The sequence below is a fragment of the gamma proteobacterium SS-5 genome, from assembly GCA_009497875.2.
Lineage (GTDB): Bacteria > Pseudomonadota > Gammaproteobacteria > Chromatiales > Chromatiaceae > Magnetovirga > Magnetovirga frankeli.
The window spans coordinates 2737999-2763014 of record CP032508.2 but is presented as its reverse complement, the minus strand read 5'-3'; the positions used below and the strand labels follow the sequence as shown (position 1 = coordinate 2763014).

17 protein-coding genes are annotated in these 25016 nt (G+C 64.6%); 7 read left to right on the top strand and 10 right to left on the bottom strand.

Annotation, left to right across the window (positions count from 1 at the left end):
* Positions 1-26: 26 nt before the first annotated feature.
* From tolB to D5125_00775, 10 genes are all read right to left on the bottom strand, one after another.
* On the bottom strand, positions 27-1343 hold the full coding sequence (gene tolB, locus D5125_00820) for a Tol-Pal system beta propeller repeat protein TolB (protein ID QFY91019.2): 1317 nt from the start codon (positions 1341-1343) through the stop codon (positions 27-29).
* Positions 1340-2179: a cell envelope integrity protein TolA gene (tolA, locus tag D5125_00815; protein ID QFY88139.1), complete on the bottom strand. Its 840-nt coding sequence runs from the start codon at positions 2177-2179 to the stop codon at positions 1340-1342. The genes tolB and tolA overlap by 4 nt, the downstream gene beginning before the upstream one ends.
* Entirely contained in the window at positions 2179-2601 is a 423-nt protein-coding gene (gene tolR / locus D5125_00810) for a protein TolR (protein QFY88138.2), read from the bottom strand. Before tolR ends, tolA begins: the two co-directional genes overlap by 1 nt.
* 134 nt (positions 2602-2735) lie before the next feature.
* Positions 2736-3413, bottom strand: coding sequence for a protein TolQ (tolQ, locus tag D5125_00805; protein ID QFY88137.1), 678 nt, complete (start codon positions 3411-3413; stop codon positions 2736-2738).
* 330 nt (positions 3414-3743) lie between these two features.
* Positions 3744-4148, bottom strand: a complete 405-nt coding sequence (gene ybgC, locus D5125_00800) for a tol-pal system-associated acyl-CoA thioesterase (GenBank protein QFY88136.1) — start codon at positions 4146-4148, stop codon at positions 3744-3746.
* Entirely contained in the window at positions 4141-5184 is a 1044-nt protein-coding gene (gene ruvB, locus D5125_00795; protein ID QFY88135.1) for a Holliday junction branch migration DNA helicase RuvB, read from the bottom strand. The genes ybgC and ruvB overlap by 8 nt, the downstream gene beginning before the upstream one ends.
* On the bottom strand, positions 5185-5787 hold the full coding sequence (ruvA, locus tag D5125_00790) for a Holliday junction branch migration protein RuvA (GenBank protein ID QFY88134.1): 603 nt from the start codon (positions 5785-5787) through the stop codon (positions 5185-5187).
* Positions 5784-6329, bottom strand: a complete 546-nt coding sequence (ruvC, locus tag D5125_00785; protein ID QFY88133.1) for a crossover junction endodeoxyribonuclease RuvC — start codon at positions 6327-6329, stop codon at positions 5784-5786. Before ruvC ends, ruvA begins: the two co-directional genes overlap by 4 nt.
* A 148-nt stretch (positions 6330-6477) precedes the next feature.
* Positions 6478-7224, bottom strand: a complete 747-nt coding sequence (locus tag D5125_00780) for a YebC/PmpR family DNA-binding transcriptional regulator (GenBank protein ID QFY88132.1) — start codon at positions 7222-7224, stop codon at positions 6478-6480.
* A 293-nt stretch (positions 7225-7517) separates the two neighbouring features.
* Positions 7518-8291, bottom strand: a complete 774-nt coding sequence (locus D5125_00775) for an enoyl-ACP reductase (protein ID QFY88131.1) — start codon at positions 8289-8291, stop codon at positions 7518-7520.
* Positions 8292-8570: 279 nt separating this feature from the next.
* On the opposite strand from D5125_00775, the gene D5125_00770 reads away from it, so the two are divergent.
* From D5125_00770 to pbpC, 7 genes are all read left to right on the top strand, one after another.
* Positions 8571-10733: an ABC transporter substrate-binding protein gene (locus D5125_00770; protein ID QFY88130.1), complete on the top strand. Its 2163-nt coding sequence runs from the start codon at positions 8571-8573 to the stop codon at positions 10731-10733.
* Positions 10730-11707, top strand: coding sequence for an ABC transporter permease (locus tag D5125_00765; protein QFY88129.1), 978 nt, complete (start codon positions 10730-10732; stop codon positions 11705-11707). The genes D5125_00770 and D5125_00765 overlap by 4 nt, the downstream gene beginning before the upstream one ends.
* Positions 11708-11942: 235 nt before the next feature.
* The gene (locus tag D5125_00760; protein QFY88128.1) at positions 11943-13325 is read left to right on the top strand and encodes an ABC transporter permease; all 1383 of its coding nucleotides are present in this window, start codon (positions 11943-11945) and stop codon (positions 13323-13325) included.
* A 217-nt stretch (positions 13326-13542) separates the two neighbouring features.
* Positions 13543-15543: an ABC transporter ATP-binding protein gene (locus D5125_00755; protein QFY88127.1), complete on the top strand. Its 2001-nt coding sequence runs from the start codon at positions 13543-13545 to the stop codon at positions 15541-15543.
* Between the two features lie 275 nt (positions 15544-15818).
* On the top strand, positions 15819-16967 hold the full coding sequence (locus tag D5125_00750; protein QFY88126.1) for a PilT/PilU family type 4a pilus ATPase: 1149 nt from the start codon (positions 15819-15821) through the stop codon (positions 16965-16967).
* Positions 16968-17293: 326 nt separating this feature from the next.
* Positions 17294-22582, top strand: a complete 5289-nt coding sequence (locus D5125_00745) for an alpha-2-macroglobulin family protein (protein ID QFY88125.1) — start codon at positions 17294-17296, stop codon at positions 22580-22582.
* A gap of 150 nt (positions 22583-22732) precedes the next feature.
* Positions 22733-24805 carry a penicillin-binding protein 1C gene (pbpC, locus tag D5125_00740; GenBank protein ID QFY88124.1) on the top strand — a complete coding sequence of 691 codons (2073 nt, stop codon included), beginning with the start codon at positions 22733-22735 and terminating at the stop codon, positions 24803-24805.
* Positions 24806-25016 lie beyond the last annotated feature (211 nt).

Here is a 25016-nt window from a genome sequence, read left to right as displayed (position 1 = left end):
CATCGCTCGCTGCCCTCCCGCCGCGCCTATTTCACCCGGGGTGACCAGGCCGGTTCACGCACGTCGCCGGCCTGTAGCTTGAGTTGCTGCCGTACCCGGCCGTCCACGGATACCGCTGCCAGTTCGCCCTTGCTGCCGCTGCCGGCCTTGGTGGCGTAGATGATCATGCGGCCGTTGGGGGCGAAGCTGGGGCTTTCGTCGAAGCCGCCCCGGGTAAGCACCCGCAGGCTGCCGCTGGCCAGGTCCTGCACCCCTATGCCGTAGCCGTTTTCGATCTGGGTCTCCAGCACCAGCAGCGTGCCGTCCGGGGAGAAGGAGGCGCGGGCGTTGGATTGGCCCTGGAAGGTCAGGCGCCGGGGTTCGCCACCGCTGACTGACATCCGATAGATCTGCTGACGGCCACCGCGATCGGAGGTGAACACCAGTTCGCTGCCGTCCGGCGACCAGGCCGGTTCGGTGTCTATGGCGTAGTGCTCGGTCAGCTTGCTCAGCGCCCCTGTGGCCATGTCATAGACGAAGATGTCCGGGTTGCCATCCTTGGACAGGGTCATGGCCAGTTTGCTGCCATCCGGCGACCAGGCGGGGGCACCGTTGATGCCGGGGTAGGAGGTGACCTTGCGCCGCTGGCCGTTGGCCAGTTCCTGCACATAGATGGAGGGCTCGCCCTTCTCGAAGGAGACATAGGCGATGCGGCGGCCATCCGGTGACCAGGACGGGGACATCAGGGGCTCGCTGGAGGCGACTATGGTCTGCGGGTTGAAGCCGTCGGAGTCGGCCACCTGCAGGGCGATGCGCTGGCCCTCGGCGGTGGTGATGGAGGTAACGTAGGCCACGCGGGTGTTGAAGGCACCGGGCTCGCCGGCGAGCTTTTCGTAGATCAGATCGGCCAGGTGGTGGGCGGCGGCGCGCTGGTTGCGCTGGCCGAAGTTGAGCTGAAAGCTCAGGATCTGCTCGGATTTATACACATCGAACAGGCTCATGCTGACCGCGTAGCCCTCCGGCCCCAGCCCGGTCACCTCGCCGATCACCAGGTGATCCATGCCCAGGGCGCGCCAGTCACGGAACTCCACCTGCTCGGGCTGTTGCGGCTGGGCAATCAGGTCCAGCGGGTCGAGGGTGCGAAAGCGGCCGCTGCGCTCCAGGTCGGCGGCGATGATCTGGCCCAGGTTGTAGTCCGGGGCGGGGCCGGATCCGGCCCAACCGAAGGGGACCACGGCGATGGGGCTGGCCGCCTCGGTGCCGCCGCTGATGGTGATGTCCAGGGTATTGCTCCAGGCGGGCAGGGCGCAAAACAGCGAGAGCAGGGTCAGAATTGGCTTGAGGCGTGTCTTGATCAGGTTCATGGGGCATCCGGGTCAAAGGTGAAATTGATGTCGCGCAGACCGGCCGGTGGGGCGGGCAGGGGGTCTGACTTCCATACCGCTGCCTCGGCCGAGCGGTCAAAGGGGGTATTGCCGCTGCCCTGCGCCAGGGTTACGGCCAGTATATTACCGTGCTCGGATAGGCGGATACGCAGCTTGCAGGTGAGACCCTGGTCGCTGCCTGGTGGCCGGGTCCAGTTGGCGGTGACGCTCTGGCTGACCGCCGCGGCAAAGGCGTTGATGGCACGGTTATGCTGCTCGGCCTCCAGGGCCTGTTGCAGTTCCGCCTCGCGTCGCTGGCGTTCGGCCTCTTGCGCCGCCTTGGCCTTGCGTTCGGCCTCCGCCTTGGCCTTGCGTTCGGCCTCCGCTTTAGCCTTGCGCTCCGCCTCTGCCTTGGCCTTGCGCTCGGCCTCCGCCTTGGCTTTGGCCTTTTTTGCCGCCTCGGCCGCCTCGCGCCGCTGGCGTTGTTCTTCGGCCTGGCGTTTCTTTTCTTCGGCTAAGCGTTGTTGCTCCAACTGCTGCAGGCGCTGCTGTTCGCGTTGTTTTTTCTGCTCCAGTTGACGCAGTTCCTGCTCGGCCCTTTGCCTGGCGGCCTGTTCCTCGGCCTGGCGTTTTTCCTGCTCCTGCCTGAGCCTGGCCGCCTCGGCGGCGATGCGCCCCTCGTCCACCACCTTGGCCTGTACCACCTCAACCTGGGGTCTATAGACCTCGGGCTGGACCAGCCAGTCCACCCCCAGCAGCAGGAAGATGATCAGCAGCAGGTGCATCAGCAGCGCCAGGGCGAAGGCGCGCGGGCTGCGTTTGAGCAGATCCAGCATCAGTTGGGCGACTCTGTGATCAGGCCCACGCTGGGGGCACCGGCCGCCTGCAGCAGGACCATGGCCTGCACCACGCTACCGTAGTCCACGGCGCGGTCACCGCGCACCAGAATCGGCGTCTTGGGTTGATTGCGCAACACCGCAGCCACCCGCAGCTGGACCTGTTCCGGGCTGATCGGGGTCTGCTTGCCCTGGCCGACGTCGATATAGAGCTGGCCTTGCTGATCCACAGTGACGATCAGCGGCTCCTGTTGATCCTGCTGCATGGGCTCGGCATCGGCCTGGGGCAGCTCCACGGAAACCCCCTGGGTAATCAGGGGCGCGGTGATCATGAAGATGACCAGCAGCACCAGCATGACATCGATATAGGGCACCACGTTGATCTGTGCCATGGGCTTGCGGCTGTTTTTTCTACGCGACATGGTGAGGCCTGATTTGGATTTTGGGTCCGCAAATGAACGCGAATAAACGCAAATGGGTTCTCAGCCGTCAGCTGCCAGCAGTCAGCGTCCAGCCCAGCTGCGTATAAAGGCTGTCTTGCCCCAGTTCCCGACGCTCAAACCACATGGGCCTGGCGCTGGAGTATGGTGGTGAACTCATCGACAAAGCCCTCGTAGTGGGTTTCCAGGCGCTCGACGTCGTTGGCGAAGCGGTTGTAGGCAACCACCGCCGGGATGGCGGCGAACAGGCCGATGGCGGTAGCGATCAGGGCCTCGGCTATGCCCGGTGCCACCAGCGCCAGGGTGGCCTGCTTGACGCTGCCCAGGGCCTGAAAGGAGTTCATTATGCCCCAAACGGTGCCGAACAGGCCGACATAGGGGCTGGTGGAGCCGACCGTGGCGAGGAACGACAGATGGGTGTCCAGCTTTTCCACCTCGCGGTTGAGGGTCACCAGCATGGCCCGGCGCGCCCCCTCCACCGCCGCCATCGGGGCTATGCCCTTGTGCTCCTTCTGTTTGGCGAACTCACGAAAGCCCTCGCGGAAGATAATCGCCAGGCCCCGGTCCGGGATCTCCTTGCGGCTCACCTCGCGGTACAGCTCAGACAGCTCGCGTCCGCCCCAGAAGCGGTCCTCGAACAGATCGGCATCGCGCCTGGCCTGACGCAGGGTCTTGCTGCGGTCAAAGATCATGGTCCAGGAGATCAGCGAGGCCAGCAGCAGGGCCAGCATCACCAGCTGTACCACGGGGCTTGCGCCCAGGATCAGATGCACAAAGGAGAGATCGGTTTGCATGTTTCAAGCCTAAATGAAAAACGCCTAATCCGGCGAGGCCGGAACCCAAAATCGGATCACAAAGAACGCAACGGGTTAAATAAAGTTGCAGATCCCTGGCTCGGATGCAGCCAAGCGAACCATCTCGGGAACTCCGATTGCTCAGCGGCCTGGCGTGGGAGATCGGCTCTGCCGGGCTACTCAAAATCCCCCCTTTTACACAGGGGGCTACTCAAATCCCCCCTTTTGCAAAGGGGGGGCAGGGGGGATTTCTTCAGCGTCCGCGTAACCACCAGCGACCGGAATCCCCCTCAATCCCCCTTTTACAAAGGGGGAGGATAACCTCAATCCCTAGCGAATCGCCTGAAGAATTGCCTGCGGAATGGCCACTGGCTTGAATTTGTTGACATCCAGTGAGGCTACCCGTACCTCGGCCCGGCACAGTACCTCGGCGTCCCGGCGTACCTCCTGGGCAAATACCAGGCTGGCGCGGCCCGTCTGAGCGAGACGGCTGCCGACCTGGAGCGCGTCATCAAACCGCGCCGGGCGGATAAATTGTATCTGCAACGAGCTGACGGCGAATACCAGCCCCAGCTCCTGGCGCAGCAGATGCTGCTCAAAACCCAGGGAGCGCAGCCATTCGGTGCGCGCTCTTTCCATAAAATTCAGGTAGTTGCTGTGATAGACCACGCCACCGGCATCGGTGTCCTCGTAATAGACCCGCAGCGGCCAGCAAAATTCCGCCAGATCAGTCATCGGGGCCTCCGAACAGGTCCAGGGCGGGGGGCTGAGGCCGCTCCGGCAGGGGCAGGCCAAAGTGGACATAGGCGGTCTTGGTGGCCACCCGGCCACGGGGCGTGCGCATGAGAAAGCCCTGCTGAATCAGATAGGGCTCGAGCACGTCCTCGATGGTGCCGCGCTCCTCGCCGATGGCGGCGGCGAGATTGTCCACCCCCACCGGGCCGCCGTCGAACTTGTGAATCACCGCCTCCAGCAGCTTGCGGTCCATGTAGTCGAAGCCGCTGCGATCCACATCGATCATGCCCAGGGCACGATCGGCCACATCGACGTCGATGAAGCCCTCTGCCTTGACCTGGGCGTAGTCGCGCACCCGCCGCAGCAGGCGGTTGGCGATACGCGGCGTGCCGCGTGAGCGGCGCGCGATCTCCATCGCCCCGTCCAGGTCGATGCGGATGTTCAGGATTCCCGAGGTACGGCTGACGATGTGCGCCAGATCGGCGTGGTTGTAATACTCCAGCCTCTGGACTATGCCGAAGCGGTCACGCAGGGGTGAGGTGAGCAGGCCGGCGCGGGTGGTGGCACCCACCAGGGTGAAGGGCGGCAGGTCCAGCTTGATGGAGCGCGCCGCCGGGCCTTCGCCGATCATGATGTCCAGCTGAAAGTCTTCCATCGCCGGATAGAGCACCTCTTCCACCACCGGGCTGAGGCGGTGGATCTCATCCACGAACAGCAGGTCGTGTTCCTCCAGATTGGTCAGCAGAGCGGCCAGATCGCCGGGCTTTTCCAGCACCGGGCCTGAGGTCTGGCGCAGATTGACGCCCATCTCGTTGGCGATGATGTGCGACAGGGTGGTCTTGCCCAGCCCCGGCGGGCCGAAGATGAGTACATGGTCCAGCGCCTCGGCGCGGCCCCGTGCGGCGCTGATGAACACCTCCAGCTGTTCGCGCACCACCGGTTGGCCGACGTAATCACTCAGGCGCTTGGGGCGAATGACCTGATCGATGGCGCTGTCATCGGCGATCAGCTCGCCGTCGATAAGGCGATCTTCCATTTAGCTGGCCGCTCCCTTGAGTGCGGCGCGGATCAGCTCCTCGCTGCTCATGCCCTCCTGCTCCACCCCCTTGACCATGCGCTGGGCATCCTGCGGCTTGTAGCCCAGGGCGGTGAGGGCGCTGATGGCGTCCGATACCGGCGTGTCTGGCCGCGCGCCCAGGTTGATGGGATCAAAGCTGACCGTGCCAGTATCGCCCAGCTTGCTCAGGCGGTCGCGCATCTCGATGATCAGGCGCTCGGCGGTCTTCTTGCCGATGCCCGGCACCCGCACCAGGGCGGCGCTGTCGCCGGATTGAATACAGTTGGTGAAATCGCCGCTACTCATGCTGGAGAGGATTGCCAGGGCCATCTTGGCACCGACGCCGCTGACCTTGAGCAGGGCGCGGAACAGCTGGCGGTCGGCATCACGGTAGAAGCCGTAGAGCAGGTGGGCGTCCTCGCGCACCGTCAGGTGGGTGAACAGGCTGACCTTTTCCCCCACCGCCGGCAGCTGATAGAAGGTGGACATGGGGGCCTCCAGCTCGTAGCCGACGCCGTTCACATCCAGCAGCAGGGCAGGGGGCTGCTTCTCCAGAATCGTGCCGTTCAAGCGTCCGATCATCGCCCGGCCACCGCCAGGGATTGGAGCTGGGCCTGGGTTTGCCCCTTGATTCGGCCATTGAGCCGCTCATTGAGCTGAAAACTGTGGGCATGGGCCAGGGCGATGGCCAGGGCATCGGCCTGATCCGCCGCCGGAGCCTGGCTCAGTTTAAGGATCAGTCGCACCATGTGTTGTACCTGCTCTTTATCTGCCGCACCCGTGCCCACCACCGCCTGCTTGACCATCCGCGCCGAGTATTCAAACACCGCCAACCCCCGGGTCACCGCCGCGCAAATCGCAGCGCCCCGCGCCTGCCCCAGCTTCAGCGCCGAGTCGGCGTTCTTGGCCAGAAACACCTGCTCTATGGCCAGCTCGCGGGGCCGGTGCCGCTCGACGATGGCGGCGACCTCCTGATACAGATCCCCCAGCCGCTGCGGTACTGCCACCTGGGTGTCAAGGCGGATGCAGCCGCTGTCGATATGGTTGGAGCGGCGCCCATCGCTATCGATCACGGCAAAGCCGGTGACTCGGGAGCCGGGGTCTATGCCGAGAATGCGGCGCATGGCATCAACCCAACCCGGCGAAGCGGGAAGCACAAAAGCGGATCGCAAAGAACGCAAAGGCAACGCAAAGAACGCAAAGGATAAGAAGGTGACAAAAGCCCGCTCAAGCTGACCGCTGGCCGCTGAAGGCTGGCGGCTGGTCTGCTCTTCAAGCCAAGGCCTCCATCACCTCTTCCGGGATGTCGGCGTTGGTATAGACCTCCTGCACATCGTCCAGGTCTTCCAGCCGCTCGATCATGCGCATGACCTTTTCTGCCGTCTCCACATCCAAGGCGGTCAGGGTGTCCGGGCGCATGGTCACCTCGGACAAGGCCGGTTCCAGGTCAGCGGCCTCCAGGGCCTCCTTCACCGCCATGAAGTCATCGGGATCGACCAGTACATCGAAGGAGCCGTCGTCGTTGTTGACCACGTCCTCGGCACCGGCCTCCAGGGCGATCTCCATCACCGCGTCCTCGTCCGTGCCTGGCTCGTAGCTGATCACCCCGGTCTTCTTGAACATGTAGGCCACCGAGCCATCGGTGCCCAGGTTGCCGCCGCTCTTGCTGAAAGCGTGGCGCACCTCGGAGGCGGTGCGGTTACGGTTGTCGCTCATGCAGTCCACCATCACCGCCACGCCGCCGGGGCCGTAGCCCTCGTAGCGGATTTCATCGTAGTTGTCCGCCTCATCGGCCCCGGAGCCACGTTTGATCGCTCGCTCCACGGTGTCCTTGGGCATGTTGGCGCCAAAGGCCTTGTCCACCGCCAGGCGCAGCCGGGGGTTGGCGGAGATGTCGCCACCGCCCTCCCGCGCCGCCACCGTGACCTCGCGGATCAGCTTGGTCCAGATCTTGCCGCGCTGTCTATCGACTGCGGCTTTCTTGTGTTTGATGTTTGCCCATTTACTGTGGCCGGCCATAGAACCCTCGCTGGATTACGCAAAATCGACCGGATTCTACCACCGCAACCCGGTTTCGACGAATTGCCGGGGCAATAAAGGACGCAGAGACCGCCTCATCTTCAGGGAAAGGGAATCAGATTCCCCCTTTACAAAGGGGTGTGGGGGATTTGCATAGCGGCAAGGGGCTTAACCTTCTGAAGTAGTTACGCGCAGAGATTGCCGAGCTGTAACGCCGCTCGGGTAAGCTGAAAAATCAACCCTCTGCGTGCTCGGCAAGCGCTGCATCCTGCTTTCGGATCAGAGTGAAAACTTCAGGCCCCCAGGATGTGGTAGCCGGAATCCACATAGAGCACGTCGCCGGTGATGCCCGAGGCCAGGTCGGAGCAGAGGAAGGCGGCGGCGTTGCCCACTTCTTCAATGGAGACGTTGCGGCGCAGCGGCGTCTTGCCTTCGGCCTCTTCCAGCATGCTCTTGAAGTTCTTGATCCCTGAGGCGGCCAGGGTGCGGATGGGGCCAGCGGAGACGGCGTTGACGCGGATGCCCTTGGGGCCGAGGCTGTCGGCCAGGTAGCGCACCGTTGCCTCCAGGCTGGCCTTGGCCACGCCCATGACGTTGTAGTTGGGTACCACGCGCACCGCACCCAGGTAGGTCATGGTCACCAGGGCGGCGTTGCGTCCCTCCATCAACGGCAGACCGGCCTTGGCCAGTGCGGCGAAGCTGTAGGCGCTGATGTCCTGGGCCTGGGCGAAGCCCTCACGGGTGAGGTTGTCGAGGAAGCTGCCTTCCAGGTGATCCCGCGGGGCGAAGGCCATGGAGTGGACTATGCCATCCAAGCCGCCCCAGCGCTTGTCCAGCTCGGCGAACAGCTCGCTGATCTGGGCGTCCTCTGCTACGTCCAGGGGCAGGACGATATCGGAGCCGCAGGCCGCGGCGGCCTTTTCCACGCGCTTTTGCAGCTTCTCGTTCTGGTAGGTAAAGGCCAGCTGAGCGCCCTCGCGGGCCATGGCCTCAGCGGTGCCGGAGGCGATGGAACGCTCGCTGGCCACGCCGGTGATAAGGATTTTTTTGTCTTGCAGAAAGCCCATGATTGCTCCGATGGTTGTTGGGTTAGGCCTGAGGTTTACTAGATTTAGAAAGCAGGACGCAGAGGACGCTGAGAAGCGCAGAGCACGCGGAGTTTTTTGGTTTTGTAGGATCCTTACCAGGCTTGGCGTGGGAATGCAGCCTTTGACGATCCTGCGTCAAGTGAAATTTTAGCCTCTGCGTGCTCTGCGCTCCTTTGCGCCCTCTGCGTCCTTTCTTTTGGCGATTGTAGCCGCCTTTGGTCTTTGGCGCATTGCCAGGCTCGTGCCAGAATAGCGCCCATGCGCCTGCTTGCCCCCTTTCTGTTGCTGTTGCCCCTGCTGCTCGCCGGCTGTGGCGAGCCTTGGAACAACCCCTATGCCGAGGGGGATGGCGGCGCCAATTACCTTTACAGCTCCTTCAGCGAGCGGCCCAAGCATCTGGACCCGGCGCGGTCTTACAGCTCCAACGAGTACCAGTTCATCGCCCAGATCTACGAGCCGCCCCTGCAGTATCACTTTCTCAAGCGGCCCTACCAGTTGGTGCCCCTGACCGCCGAGGCCGTGCCCGAGCCGGTGTTTCTCGATGCCCAGGGCCAGCCCCTGCCGGCGGATGCCGACATCAGTAAGGCCGTCTTCAGCGAGTACCTGATCCGCATCCAGCCCGGCATCCGCTACCAGCCCCATCCGGCCCTGGCACAGGATGACCAGGGCAATTACCGCTATCACCAGCTGACCGAGGCCGATCTGCTCGGCATCAACCGCCTGCAGGATTTCCCCGAGACCGGCAGTCGTGAGCTGACGGCGGCAGATTATGTTTATCAGATCAAGCGCCTGGCCTTTGCCCGCAACCATTCGCCGATCGCCGGGCTGATGGGTGATTACATCGAGGGCTTCAGCGAGTTTGCCGAGCGCCTCAGCGCCCTGGAGAAGGAACGTGGCGATGGCTTCATCGACCTGCGTGAGCTTGAGCTGAGCGGGGTAAAGCAGCTGGATGACTACAGCTACCGCATCCGTATCAAGGGCGTTTATCCGCAGTTTGTCTATTGGCTGGCGATGCCGTTTTTTGCCCCCATGCCCTGGGAGGCGGAGCGCTTCTACCAGCAGCCGGGTATGGCCGAGCGCAACATCAGCCTGGACTGGTACCCGATCGGCACCGGGCCTTTCTTCCTCGCCGAGAACAACCCCAATCTGCGCATGGTGCTGCAGCGTAATCCCAATTTCCACGGCGAGACCTACCCCAGCGAGGGCGATCCCGCTGATGCCGAGGCCGGTCTGCTGGCGGATGCGGGCAAGCCGCTGCCGCTGATCGAGCGCGCTATTTACAGCCTGGAGAAGGAGGATATTCCCTATTGGAACAAGTTCCTGCAGGGCTATTACGATACCTCGGGGATCACCTCGGACAGCTTTGATCAGGCGGTGCAGTTCAGCGGCCAGGGCGATGCCGGCCTGACCGATGACATGCAGGCCAAGGGCATAGGCCTGGTGACGGCGGTGACCACCTCGGTGATGTATTTCGGCTTCAACATGCTCGACCCGGTGGTGGGCGGTGACAGCGAGCGGGCGCGGCTGCTGCGTCGGGCCATCTCCATCGCGGTGGATTATGAGGAGTACATCGCCATCTTCGCCAACGGCCGCGGTTTGACCGCCCAGGGGCCGCTGCCGCCGGGGATCTTTGGCCATCGTGATGGCGATATCAATGGCTACGTATTTGATGCCAAAGAGGGCCAGCCGCAACGCAAACCCCTGGCCGAGGCCGAGCGCCTGATGGCCCAGGCCGGCTACCCCGGTGGCATCGATCAGCAGAGCGGCAAGCCGCTGGTGCTCTACTTCGATGTCGCCGCCTCCGGCCCCGATGCCAAGGCGCGCCTGGGCTGGCTGCGCAAGCAGTTCGCCAAGCTCGGCATCCAGTTGGTGCTGCGCAGTACCGATTACAATCGCTTCCAGGAGAAAATGCGCAAGGGTACGGGGCAGATGTTCTGGTGGGGCTGGAATGCCGACTATCCGGACCCGGAAAACTTCTTCTTTCTGCTCTACGGTCCCCAGGGCAAGGTGGAACAGGGCGGCGAGAATGCATCGAACTACGCCAACCCTGAATTTGACCGATTGTTCGAGCAGATGAAGAACAGGGTAAACGGCCCCGAGCGCCAGCAGATCATCGACCAGATGCTGGAGATCCTGCGCCAGGACGCCCCCTGGATCTGGGGCTATTTCCCCAAGGCCTTTTCCCTGCATCATGGCTGGTATTACAACGTCAAACCCAACCTGATGGCCAACAACACCTTGAAATACAAGCGGGTGAATGCCGCCCAGCGCCAGCAGATGCGCCAGCAATGGAACGCGCCGGTGCTCTGGCCCCTAGGTGCGGCGCTGATTTTGCTGATCCTGCTGGTGCTGCCGGCGGTGCGCAGCCATCGCCAGCGCGAGCGCAGTCGCGCCCTGGAGCAGGGGAGGCCGCCGGCATGATCGCCTACATCCTGCGCCGGGCGCTGTACGCCATCCCTATCCTCATCGGGGTGAATCTGCTTACCTTCTGGCTGTTCTTTGTGGTCAATACACCGGAGGACATGGCGCGTATGCACCTGGGGATGAAGCGGGTTACCCCGGAAGCGGTGCAGAGCTGGAAGGCCGAGCGCGGTTACGACAAGCCCCTGCTGTTCAATGGCGAGGCCGCTGGCTTGGGGACACTGAGCGAGACGATCTTTTTCGAGAAGTCGCTGAAACTGTTCGTCTTCGATTTCGGCCGCTCTGACAGCGGTCGCGACATCGGCTACGACATCTCCCAGCGTATGTGGCCGAGCCTGGCCATCGCCCTGCCGGTGCTGATCATGGGGCTGCTGACCACCATCAGCATTGCCCTGTTCATCGTCCTGTTTCGCGGCAGCTATATCGATATTTCCGCGGTGGTGGTGGCGGTGGCGATGATGTCCATCTCCGGCCTGTTTTACATCATCGGCGGCCAGTGGCTGGTGGGCAAACTCTGGCATCTGGTGCCCATCTCCGGCTATGACACCGGCCTGGATGCGGTGAAATTCCTCGTTCTGCCGGTGATCATCGGCGTCATCAGTGGCCTGGGCGGGGGCATCCGCATGTACCGCACCCTGTTCATCGAGGAGATCAACAAGGACTATGTGCGCACCGCCCGCGCCAAGGGTCTGTCGGAAAACGCCGTGCTCTTCGGCCACGTCCTGCGCAACGCCATGATCCCGATCCTGACCATGGTGGTGGCTGCCATCCCCCTGCTGTTCATCGGCAGCCTGGTCACCGAGGCCTTCTTCGGCATCCCCGGCCTGGGCAGCTACACCATAGACGCCATCCAGACCCAGGACTTCGCCATAGTCCGCGCCATGGTCTTCCTCGGCTCCGCACTCTACATCCTCGGCCTGCTGCTGACGGACATCTCCTACACCCTGGTCGATCCGCGGGTGCGGCTGTCATGAGTGGTGTTGAATTCAGGACGCAGAGCACGCGGAGAAGCGCAGAGCACGCAGAGATGAATGAGGCCGTAAAGCCCCTCTCCCCCTCGGGGAGAGGGGTTGGGGAGAGGGGAGCAGCCATCTCAGGATGCTTCACTTCAAGAAGCGATGCGCTCGCTAGCCTTTTACCCTCTGCATCCTCTGCGTCCTCTGCGCTGCTTTGCGCCCTCTGCGTCCCTCATTACACCAGAGTCTCGCCATGCTGATCCTCTGGACCGATGCGCTGATCTTCCTCCTGGTCGGCCTGGGCCTGGCTTATGCCCTGCTGGCGCGGGGCCAAGAGCACATGCGTGCTCCCTGGCGCAAGGTGGTGCGTAGCCGGGTGGGGCTGGGTGCCCTGGTGGTGCTGAGTTTTTACATCGGTATCGGCCTGCTGGATTCCATCCACTACCGTGCCACCGATGCCAAGGGTGTGGAGAGCGGCGAGGTGCACAGTGTGTTTGACTGGCTGGCCGAGCCCCTGCGCACGCGCCAGGAGAAGACCTATTCCGCGCCCCTGGCGATCCATCTCTATGCCAAGGAGACCATCGAGGAAAATGGGGTGAGTCGGCGTGATTACCCGCGCCTGGAGCACGCCGGCGCCCATCTGCCGGACCTGGCAGCAGCGCGAGCCGAGCAGTGGCGGCTGGCCTTCATCGGTCTGGGCTGGGGGCTGTTGATCTGGCTGGTGCTGCTGGGGTTGCTGGTCGTACGCTTGGCATTCAAGCAGTCGCTGTCACTCGGCCAGAGTCTGGCGCAACTGGCCCGTGGGCAGTGCGAGATCCCCTGGCGCACCGGCCTGGGCGTGCTGCTGCTGATGCTGCTGTTGAGCGGCCTGAGTTGGCAGCTGGGGCAGCATTACCACCTGCTGGGCACCGACAAGGTGGGCGAGGACGTCTTCTATCAGGCGCTGAAAAGCATCCGCACTGGCCTGGTGATCGGCACCCTGACCACCCTGGTGATGCTGCCTGCGGCGCTGTTGCTCGGTCTGATGGCGGGCTATTTCCGCGGCTGGATCGATGATGTCATCCAGTACCTCTACACCACCCTGAACTCCATCCCCGGCGTACTGCTGATTGCCGCCGCCGTGCTCATGCTGAATCTGTACATGGACAACCACGCCGACCAGTTCAACAGCCTGGTGGAGCGGGCGGACATGCGCCTGCTGTTTCTCTGCCTGATCCTCGGCATTACCAGCTGGACCGGCCTGTGCCGTCTGCTGCGCGGTGAGGCGCTGAAGCTGCGCGAGCTGGACTATGTGCAGGCGGCCCAGGCGATGGGGGTGAACCCCTTTGTCATCCTCTGGCGCCACCTGCTGCCCAATGTCTCGCACATCGTCCTGATCACCCTGGTGCTCGACTTCAGCGGCCTGGTGCTGGCGGAGGCGGTGCTGTCCTACGTCAACATCGGCGTTGATCCCACCACCTACAGTTGGGGCAACATGATCAACAGCGCCCGCCTGGAAATGGCCCGCGACCCCCTGGTCTGGTGGTCCCTGCTGGCCTCGCTGCTGTTCATGTTCAGCCTGGTACTGGCGGCCAACCTCTTCGCCGACGTGGTGCGCGACGCCTTCGATCCGCGCCTGCGCAACGAGTCCAGATGAGTTTGTTGAAGTGATAACAGGACGCAGAGAACGCAGAGAAGCGCAAAGATCGCAGAGTGGCTATTGGCGCCAAGGTTTTCGATCAAGTGTGCCGACTCTGGACCGCATGACAGCTTTTGTTGGGATATTAGTTCAGCCCCACAGACTGAATTTCTCTGCGTCCTTTGCGCTTCTTTGCGTACTCTGCGTCCCTTTTGGGCCTGTTGAATGAGTTGGTATGAAGAGTAGTCAGCCATTGCTTGAAGTCGCGGGTCTGCAGCTGGCCATTGGCGCTGGCAGCAACGCCATTCGCCCGGTGGATGGGGTGGATTTTCGCCTGGATGCCGGTGAGACCCTGGCCTTGCTCGGTGAGTCCGGCTGCGGCAAGAGTATGACCGCCCTGGGGCTGATGCGCCTGCTGCCTCCCGGTGGACGGATTCTGGCGGGCTCGGTGCGCCTGGCGGGGGTCGATCTGCCCCTGCTTACCGAGCAGCAGATGCGCGCCGAGCGCGGCGGCCGTTTGGGCATGATCTTCCAGGAGCCTATGACCTCGCTCAATCCGGTGATGAGCATCGGCGAGCAGATCGCCGAGGCGGTGCGGCTGCATGATGCCGACCAGGCCGGTGAATCAGATAGCCGGGTAATCGAGCTGCTGCAGTCTGTCGGCATCCCCGACCCGGCCCGCCGCGCTGCGGAGTATCCCCATCAGCTCTCCGGCGGCATGAAGCAGCGGGTGATGATCGCCATTGCCCTGGCCGGACGACCCAAGCTGCTGATTGCCGATGAGCCCACCACGGCGCTGGATGTGACCATCCAGCTGCAGGTGCTCAGTCTGCTCAAGGACCTGCAGCGGCAGACCGGCATGGCGGTGCTGCTGATCACCCACGATCTGGGAGTGGTGGCGGAGATGGCCGACCGGGTGGCGGTGATGTACGCCGGTCAGATCGTCGAGCAGGCGCGGGTGGCGGATTTCTTCGCCCATCCGGCCCATCCCTATAGCCAGAAGCTGTTTCAATCCCTGCCGGGCCGGCTCAAACGCGGTCAGGAGCTGGCGGTGATCCGCGGTCAGGTGCCCTCGCTGCGCCAGAGCTTCAGCGGCTGCCGTTTTGCCGAGCGCTGCGATCAGGTACAGCCCCTCTGCCGCGAGCAAGCGCCGGGCTGGCAGGAGCTGGCGGAGCAACAGGTGCGTTGCCATCTGGCGGGCCAGTTGAACGAACAGACCGCAGCGGCCAGCCCTGCAAATACGGCAACTCAGCCCGCCGATGCCGCCAGCAGCGGCGAACCTCTGCTGCAGGTGCAGGGCCTGAAAGTGCACTTTCCCATTCGCAAGGGGCTGCTGCGCCGGGCGGTGGCCCAGGTGCGCGCTGTGGATGGCGTCGATCTGCAACTGGCCACTGGCCGCACCCTGGCCCTGGTGGGCGAGTCCGGCTGCGGCAAGACCACGGTGGGCAAGGCAATACTCCAGCTGATCCGGCCTACGGCGGGGCAGATCAGCTTTCGCGGTCAGCGCCTGGATGGCCTGTCGGCGCGGGGGATCAAGCCCTATCGCGCCGATATGCAGATTATCTTTCAGGACCCCTATGCCTCGATGAACCCGCGCATGCGCGTGCTCGATATCCTCGCCGAGGGCCTGCGCGCCCAGGGTCGGGCGGGGGCGCCGGCAGCGCTGCGCCAGCGGCTGGCCGAGCTGTTGCAACAGGTGGGCCTGAGCGCCGAGGCCCTTGAGCGCTACCCGCATGAGTTCTCCGGCGGTCAGCGTCAGCGCATCGCCATCGCCCGCGCCCTGGCCCTGGAGCCGCGGCTGCTGATCTGCGACGAGCCCACCAGCGCCCTGGATGTCTCGGTGCAGGCGCAGATCCTCAATCTGCTCAAGCAGCTGCAGCAGCGCCTGGGGCTGGGCTACCTATTCATCAGCCACAACATTGCCGTGGTTGCCTACCTGGCCCATGACCTGGCGGTGATGTACTTGGGGCGGATTGTCGAGCAGGGACCGGTGCAGCAATTGCTGCAGCAACCGCGTCACCCTTACACCCGCGCCCTGCTGGAGGCGGCGCCGGTGCTGGAGGTGGGCAAGCGCCATCAGGCCCAGCTGCAGGGCGACATGCCTTCACCGGCAGCGCCGCCGCCGGGCTGTCATTTTCACCCGCGCTGCCCCAAGGCGGACGAGCGCTGCCGCCAGAGCTACCCGCCAGAGCAGCAGGAAGGCGAGCGCCGCTTCAGCTGTTTTTATCCGGAATGAGTCCAGCAGACAGCCAGGCCATGCCAGGCAGTCCTGCCCCACAAGACCCAATTGGCCACAGAGCGCACAGAGGAAAATCCTGGCAACCATTTGCTTGCCCCCTTGAAGGGGGTAAGGCGTTGCGAGTGAGCATTCAATAGCTTCCGGGTAAGCATGGTTGAGAGGTAACTCATTGAAAAAACATGCTATCTGGGCTCGGGTCTCGTCCTGTCTCCTGTTTCCATGGAGTCGTCTGTGGCCCTGGGGTTAAACTGCCTCTTTTAGGTTTACAGCCCATGGACTTTAACGACCTGCTCATTCTGATGGCGAAAGAAAAGGCCTCGGACCTGTTCATTACCGCCGAGCGCCCCTATGCCATCAAGGTCAACGGCCTGGTGCGTACCGTCGGCACTGAACCCCTCAGCGCCCCGCAGACGCGCAGCCTGATCTACAGCGTGATGAACGACAAACAGCAGCGCGAGTTCGATAAGACCCGCGAATGCCAATTCGCCATCGACGCCAAGGGCATAGGCCGCTTTCGCGCCAGCGCCTATGTACAGCGTACCGCAGCCGCCCTGGTGGTGCGGCGCATCGAGACCCACATCCCCAACTTTGAGGAACTGGGCCTGCCGCCGGTGATGCGTGAGCTGGCCATGACCCAGCGCGGCATGGTCATCCTGGCCGGGGCCACGGGCACCGGCAAGTCCACCTCCCTGGCCGCCATGATCGGCTACCGCAATCAGCACAGCAGCGGCCACATCATCACCCTGGAAGACCCCATCGAGTTTGTGCACAGACACGCCGGCTGCATCATCAGCCAGCGCGAGATCGGCATAGACACCGAATCCCTGGAGGTGGCGCTGAAGAACACCCTGCGCCAGGCACCGGACGTCATCCTCATCGGGGAAATCCGCACCCGGCAGGCGATGGAATACGCCATTGTCTATGCCGAAACCGGGCATTTGGTACTGGCCACCCTGCACGCCAACAACGCCAATCAGGCGCTGGATCGCATCATCAACTTCTTCCCCGAGGAGTATCACAACCAGCTGTTCATGGAGCTGTCGCTCAATCTCAAGGGCATAGTTGCCCAACAGCTGGTGCCGCGTAAGGACGGCAAGGGCCGCCGCGCCGCCGCCGAGGTGCTGCTCAACAGCCCGCTGGCCTCGGACCTGATCCGCAAGGGCGAGATCCACCGGCTCAAGGATCTGATGAAGCGTTCCCGCGAGCAGGGCATGGTCAGCTTTGACCAGGCCCTCTACGGTCTCTATGCGAAGGGGGAGATCGGCTACGAGGACGCCCTGAGATTCGCCGACTCGGCCAACGAGGTGCGCCTGATGATCAAGCTGGGCAACGTCGGCGGGTCCAGGCTCAAGGACGACGATGATATGGACCGGGTGGGCCTGGTGGCGCGGGAGGAGGATGCCTGGGAGCCGGAGTCATAGGTAACCCAAGCAGCAAGCCTTGCACCAAATCTTTCATTTACTGGGATGGTGCCGCCCGCTAAAGTGGACCCCATAGTTGTTCCTGATTACCCATGTATCTTAGCCGTTATCTTGGCTTGGCTGGCCGTGCACGTCCTGGGGTGGGAAGCCGACTTTGCCGTGGGGCATAGGGCGGGCCGCGCCCGCCGCCAAGCCACAGCCATGAAGCCTGCCCCTAGTGGTTGCACGGCGGCCATGGGCCACCCTATTCGATTGGCTGAGATTTGTGGGTAATCAGGTCGTTGTCAGGCCCAGATCGATCCTGCACCACGTCGAGGGGAAGCCCCATGAATAGAAGATGGCTGTTGGGCCTTGTCCTGCTGTTGCTGGCTTGCCCGCTTTGGGCGCAGCAGCCCAGGTCCATGGCCCTGATCGATCTGCAGCGGGAGGCGAGGCAGTTTGAGGTGTTTTTGCAGCCACTTGCCCCGGCCCCGGCGGAAGGATTGCATCTGTGGGCCTGGCTGGATCTGGCCGATGAACTGAGCGCGGGTGATCGGCACCAGTGTCTGGCGGCCTATGCCCTGCTGAGCAAGGCCCTGCGGTTGGGGTTGACGCAGGATTTTTCTGCCTGGCTGGGGCTGTCCCGGGCCGCCCTGTGTGGGGCAAGGTATGCCGAGGCCAGCCAGGCGCTGTGGCTGGCCTTGCAGCAGCCGTCCAGTGTCGATCAGCAGATCCAGGCGGGCGGCCTGATGGTCGATGCGCTGGGTAGGCGCAACGGTGGGCAGCAGGACTGGTTTGAGGTCATCCAGCACTATACCCAGAAGGTACTCGCGCTGGACCCGGACAACCCCATTGCCGATTTGCTGCACGGCAGGCAGGGGGGCGCTCTGCCTGGGGCATCGGGTCAGATAGCGCCCCTGGTGTTCACTGGCGTGAGCCCGCGCCAGGAAGGGCGCGGCCTGAGCCTGTGCCTGAACTTCAGACAATCCCTGTACGACAGCGAGATCCCCGAGGGGGTCGAGTCCTTTGTGCGGTTTGAGCCGGATATAGGTACTGAGATCAGGCGGCGTGGCAATCAGCTGTGCGCCAGTGGGGCCGATTTCGGCGTGGCCTATGGCCTGACCCTGAGGGCCGGTCTGCAGATCGGCAACTACCGGCTGCAGGAGACCCTGCAAGATCAAATCCCGGCGATCGATCGGGACCCCAGGCTGTGGTTCAACGCTTCCGCCTATGTCCTGCCCCTGGCCAATCAGGGCCTGGTGCCGCTGCACAGCCTCAATCTGGAGCAGGCCCAGGTGCGGCTGTATCGTATCCATGAGCGCAATATACTCTCGCCCTTCGTGCAGCAGCGCTTTCGCCGCCCGCTCCAGGCGGATGACCTGCGCCAGGTCGCCGATCAGGTCGGTGAGCTGGTCTGGCAGGAGCAATTGGCCCTGGCCAATGAGCGTAATCAGAGCCAGGAAACGGCCCTGCAATTGCCCCAGGAGTTGCTGCAACGGCCTGGCCTCTATGTACTGCATGCGGTGGATCAGCGCCTGCTGGAGGAGGATTACTGGGCCACCGAGGATGCCTATGCCAGCCAGTGGCTAGTGGTCAGCGACATCGGCCTGACCAGCTATCTGGGGCAGGATGGCCTGAGTGTCCAGGCGCGCAGCCTGGCCAGTGGCGAACCCCTGCCGGGCTTGCAGCTGAGCCTGAACAGCCAGAACAACCGCCGGCTTGCCTCCCTGACCACCGATGCCCAGGGCCTGGTCCGGTTTGACCCCGGCCTGCTGCGCGGCACGGGGGGCAGACAGGCCCGGCAGCTGGTGGCCTTCTCCCCGCAACTGGGGTTCAGCCTGTTGGACCTGGACAAGGCCCCGCTGGACCTGAGTGATCGCGGGGTGGCGGGGCGCGCCGCCCCGACTGGGCTGGATGCCTATGTGTTCACCGAGCAGGGCATCTACCGCCCCGGTGACCGGGTGCATGTCACGGCCCTGGTGCGTGATCGGCTGGGGCAAAAGGGCCAGGCCCTGCCCCTTGTCCTGCGCCTGTTCAATCCCCAGGGCGAGCCCCTCATGGAGCGGCTGGTGCAGCCCTCGCCCCAGGCTGCCTACCTCAGTAGCCTGGACCTGCCGACCAGCGCGCGCAGCGGCAAATGGCGTCTGGCCCTGTTTGCCGGTGCCGAGACGCAGGCGCTGGGGGAGAGTGGTTTCTGGGTCGAGTCCATAGTGCCGCCGCGCATCGAGGCCAGGCTGGAGGTGGCGCAGGGGCTGGAGCGGGATCAACCGGCCCAGGCCCGGCTTGAGGTCAGCTATCTGTACGGTGCCCCGGCGGCGGACCTGAGGGTGAAGGCCGAGGTGAACCTGGTGGCGGACGGGAACCCCTTTGCCGCCTACAGCGGGTTTCATTTTGGCGATCAGGCGGCCGAGGATCAGGCCGCTGCCAGCCTGGACCGGATGGAGCTGGCGCAGACCCGCACCGATGCCCAGGGCCGGGCGCTGATCCCGCTGCGACTGGAGCCCCATGGGGATTGGAAGCGGCCCCTGCGGGCGCGGCTCAAGGTCAGTGTCATCGACGTGGATGGCCGCGCCCTGGATCGCCATGCCAGCTTCTCCCTGCGTCACTTGCCCCTCTATCTGGGCATACGCCCGGCGTTTGCCGATCGCCGTGCCGAGGGGCATGGCTCCGCCCGATTTCAGCTGATCAGCCTGGACCGCCAGGGTCGGCCCCTGGCCAATCAGGCCCTGAGTTGGCGGCTGATAGCCGAGCAGGCCGACTACCAATGGTATCGCCGCGATGGCCGCTGGCAATACGACCGGGTGGTCTATGACACACCCCTGACCTCCGGCGAGATAGATACCGATGATAGCGGGATGGCGGAGTTGGCCGTGGCGGTGGAGCAGGGCGACTACCGCCTGCAACTGACCGATGCCGAGCAGCGGGTGGTCAGCAGCCTGCGCTTCAAGGCCGGGGACCAGGTGCTGGGCGAGTCGGAGACCACGGACAGCGTCAGGCTGAGCCTGGACAAGTCGGAATACCGGGCCGGTGAGCAGGCCCGGCTCAGGGTGCAAGGGCCATTCCCCGGCAAGGCCAGCCTGGTTATCGCCAATGAGCGCATACTCAGCATGCGGGAATTTGATCTGGGCAGCGAGGAGCAGCAGCTGAACATAGCCGTGGAGCCGGATTGGGGTGCCGGGGCCTACGCCCTGGTGACCCTGTACCGCCCGGCCCAGGGCCAGCAGCAGGCGCGCCGCGCCCTGGGCCTGATCTGGCTGGACCTCAGCGATGCACCCCATCGACTGGCGCTGGAACTGGGCCAGTCCGGCCAGGTCAGGCCCCGGCAGCGGGTTGAGGTGCCGCTACGCATCCCCGGTCTGCAACCGGGCGAGGAGGTGGAATTGACCCTGGCCGCAGTGGATGAGGCGGTGCTGCAACTGACCGGATTCAGCCCGCCAGACCCCCTGGCCCATTACTTCGGCAAGCGTCAGCTGGGCCTGATCCTGCGTGATCTCTACGGCAACCTGATCCCGTTGCCCCATCCCCGCCCCGGCCAGCAGCGCCAGGGCGGTGGCGACGCTGGCGACACTGGGGCTGCGGGGCTGGAGGGGGCACCGGTCAGTGACATCCGTCTGGTCTCTCATTTCAGCGGTCTGGTGCGGCTTGGCCCCCAGGGCGAGGCGCTGATCCCCCTCGACCTGCCCGACTTCAACGGCAGGCTGCGCCTGATGGCGGTGGCCTGGAGCGACAAGCGGCTGGGTTCCGCCACAGGGGTCCTGCAGGTCAGCGACCCCCTGGTGGTAACGCCTGCCCTGCCACGCTTTCTCGGGCCGGGGGATAGGGCACGGATGACCCTGTCGCTGGACAACCTTGAGGCCCCGGCCGGTACCTATCAGATTGAACTGCAGGGCGATGGGGTGGTTGAGGTCGCTGGGGGCGGCCAGCGCAGCATCCGGCTGGATCGGCAGGGGCGCGTCCGGCTCGGCTTCGAGCTGCGCGCCCATCGCCTGGGCAGCGCCCAATTGCAATTGCGTCTGAGCGGCCCCCAGGGCTACAGCTACCAGCGTCAGCTGAGGCTTGAGGTGCGCGGTCACCACTTCCCCCTGACCCGGCGCAGCTACCAGCGCCTGCAGCCAGGCGAGCAGCTCAGGCTGGATCAGACCGACCTGGCCGGGCTTTACCCAGAGACGGCGCGTCTTACGCTGGGCCTCAGCGCCAGCCCGGCGGTGGACGTGCCGGGGCTGCTGGATCAGCTGGAGCGCTATCCCTACGGCTGTCTGGAGCAGCTCGTCAGCCGCGCCTTCCCCCTGCTCTACGCCAACCCACTGGCCGCGCGCTGGGGGGGGCGGCAGGACCAACTGCTGGAGCATCGGCTACAGGGGGCCATCTACGATATCCTGGAGAAACAGGACCTGTCCGGCGGTTTTGTGCTGTGGAACGCGGATGACAACCGGGCTACGGAAGGCTGGCTGAGCGCCTACGCCCTGGAATTTCTCTGGCGCGCCGCCGAGCAGGGTTACGCGGTACCGGCCAGCGCCCTAAAGCGGGGTCAACGCTGGCTGAGTAGCCAGGTCAGGCGTGGTTATTATGCCCATGACGCCGATGCCAGGGCCCTGGAGGTGGTCAGTCAGGCCTATGCCCACTATGTGCTGGCGCTCATGGGGCAGGGCCGAGCGGAGGACCTGCGCTATCTCATCGCCCAGCACAAATCCAGTATGCGCACCCCGCTGGCCCTGGGTCAGGCCGCCACCGCACTGGCCCTGATGGGGGATGCCGAGGCCGCCAGCGGACTGATGCAAGAGGCCATGGCCAGCAGCGAACGGGGCCTGCGCAGCGAGGACTACGGCAGCCTGCTGCGCGATCAGGCCGCGCTCATCTACCTGTTGCAGGAGTCCCGATTGGCCGGGCTGGACCCGGCCCAACTCTGGGCCCGGCTGTTGGATGGACAGCAGGCAAGCCCCTGGCTCTCCACTCAGGAGCAGGCCTGGCTGGTGCTGGCGGCAAGTACCCTGGACGGCGCTCAGGAGATGCGCGTGCAGCAGGATCAGGGCGAGGTACGCCGCCACAGCCAGCCGCTGCACCTACAGCCGGACCCGGCCCGCTTGCAGGCAGGCATGGGCCTGACCAACCGGGGTGAGCGGCCCATCTGGGTGGTGCAGCAGGTACATGGCACGCCGATCCAGGAGGTGCCCCTTGCCCAGCCCGCCTTCCGTCTGCAGCGTGCCTGGTTCCGGCCGAATGGCGAGCTGGCCGATCCCGCCCAGGTCAATCAGGGCGATAGCCTGGTGCTGCTGATCCAGGGCGAGGCCCGCCGCCGGGGCGAGCATCGGCTGCTGCTGGTGGACCTGCTGCCGGCCGGATTCGAGCTGGAACTGGGCTCCTTCAGCGAGGGCGCGACCCAGGGCGATTACGCCTGGCTGCCCAAGCTCAGCCCGCTGGAATTCCTGGACCGCAGGGACGACCGCATGGTCATGGCGCTGGACCTGAAGGGGCGCGACCAGGGCAAGTTCAGCCTCGCCTATCAGGTGCGAGCGGTCACCCCAGGCCGCTATCTCTGGCCAGGCTCGGTGCTGGAGGACATGTACCGGCCCGATCTCAGGGGGCAGACCCAGGCCCGCCCGGTAGAGGTGCTGGGGGCCGCTGCGGTCGGGCCCTGAGGGACGGGCGAGGCAGGACGCCGATAGAGGCCGCTTGGCTGCATACAGGCTACCCTTTTGAGCTCCGAGCCAGCGCTTGGGGCTCCCAGGATGAAAGGGGAAGGGGATGGGTGGCTGGCATTGATCTTCTTCTCTGTGCTTCCTGGTTAAATGCGTACTATCCGGTTGATTCCCCTGCTGTTGGCCCTGGCTGGGCTTGGCCTCCTGCTGGCCAGTGCCCCGCCCTTGCCGCTGGAGCCCCTGGCCTATTCCACCGAGGTGGTGGACCGCCAGGGGCGGCCGCTGCGCCGCTTTCTCAGCGATGACGGCTACTGGCGTCTGCCCGTCGAACTGGAGCGGCTGGACCCGGCCTTCATCAATAATCTGCTCAGTATCGAAGACAAGCGCTTCTACCGCCATCACGGGGTGGACCCCTTGGCCCTGCTGCGCGCCGGTTGGCAGTGGCTGAGCCAGGGCCGCATTGTCTCCGGCGGCTCGACCCTGAGTATGCAGACGGTGCGTCTGCTGCATCCCAGGCCGCGCAGCCTGGTCAACAAGCTGCGCCAGATCGGGCTGGCCTGGCGCCTGGAGCAGGGCCTGAGCAAGACGCAGATCCTGCGTCTGTACCTGGAGTTGACCCCCTACGGCGGCAATATTCAGGGGGTACAGGCCGCCAGTCTGATCTACTTCGGCAAGCCGCCCTGGCGGCTCACGCCCTCCGAGCAGGCCCTGCTCATCGCCCTGCCGCAGTCACCGGAGCGGCGGCGGCCAGACCGGCATCGGCAAGCGGCCCAGGCGGCGCGGGATCGGATCCTGCAACGCCTGCAACAGGCCGGACGACTGTCTCCCGCCCAGGCCGACACCGCCAGGCGGCAGCCGATCCCGACCGCCCGTCAGCCCAGCCCCACGCTGGCGGCCCATCTGAGTGAGCGGTTGCAGCGCCGCCATGCCCGGCAACAGCGCATCAAGACCAGCCTGGACGCCCCCCTGCAAGCCAATCTGGAGCGGCTTGCCCGGCGCGTGCAGGCCGGTCTGGAGGCGGGCGCTACTCTGGCCCTGGTGCTGGTGGAAAATGCCAGCGGCAAGGTGCTCGCCCAGATCGGCTCGGGCGACTATTGGAGCGTGGGGCAGTGGGATATGAGCCGTGCCCTGCGCTCGCCGGGTTCGACCCTCAAGCCCTTCATCTACGGTCTGGGCTTTGAGCGTGGCCTGATGCACCCAGAGACCCGGTTTATCGACCAACCCCTGCGCGCGGCCGATTATGCGCCGGAGAATTTCAATGCCGGCTACAGCGGCCTGGTCAGCCTGCGCAGCGCCCTGCAGGGCTCACTCAACACCGCAGCGGTGGCGGCCCTGCAGCGCATTGGTCCCGAGACCCTGCGCCAGCGCCTGGCCGGGCTGGGTATCTCCCTGCATCTGGCGCAGACCGCCCCGGCCGGGCTTGCCATCGCCCTGGGCGGGGTAGGCATGCGCCTGCAAGATTTGGTGGCGCTGTATGCGGCGCTGGCCAACCAGGGTCGCTACCGGCCCCTGAGCAGTCTGCTGAAGGAGCCCCCGCCCGCGCCATCCCGGCTGCTGTCCGAGACGGCGGCCTGGTATCTGGATGACATCCTGCGCCAGACCCCGCCGCCCAAGGGCTATCGCCGCCAGCGGCCGATCCGCTTCAAGACCGGCACCTCCTACGGCTACAGGGATGCCTGGGCCCTGGGCTACAGCCCCCGGTTCACCCTGGGGGTCTGGTTGGGGCGTCCGGATAATGGTTACGGCAAGGGCCTTAGCGGCATGGGGGATGCCGCCCCCCTGCTGTTTGAGGTGTTCGACCGCCTGCCAACGGACTCATCCCATGGGGCAGCGACCGCAGCGGACCGCCCGGCCCCGCCAGGGGTGCTCAGGCTGAGTCACGCTCATTTACCCCCGTCCCTGCAATGGCTCGGCCCCCGGCCAGAGCCGGGCACAGGGGCCCCGCGTATCCATTCACCGCCCGATGGCGCAAGCCTCAGGCAAGGCCCAAGCCCAGGCAGTACGGCAAGGCCCCTGCTGATCCAGGTACAGGGCGGGAGCGCCCCCTGTCATTGGCTGATCAACGGCCTGCCCCTGCAAATCAGGGGCAACGATAAGCCCGGCCAATGCCAGCCGCTGCACTGGCTACCCGATCAGCGGGGGCAGGTCCGCATCCAGGTCATAGACGCCAAGGGCCGGGGCGATCAGATAGGGATCTGGCTATCGGCGGAGGGGGAGGAATAGGCGGCAAGGGCCAAAAAACCGGATTGCAAATGCCTAACGCAGATGAAGCGGACAGCAGCATCCCGGAATAGGAAACATCTTCTGGCCGTTTCGGGACTCGGGACTCGGGACTCGCGAGTTGCCACGAATGTTTCACAGTAACGCAGATGAAGCGGTAAAGTGGACACCACATCCACGGAATCCCGCTAAGTCGGCCATGCGAATGGCATCA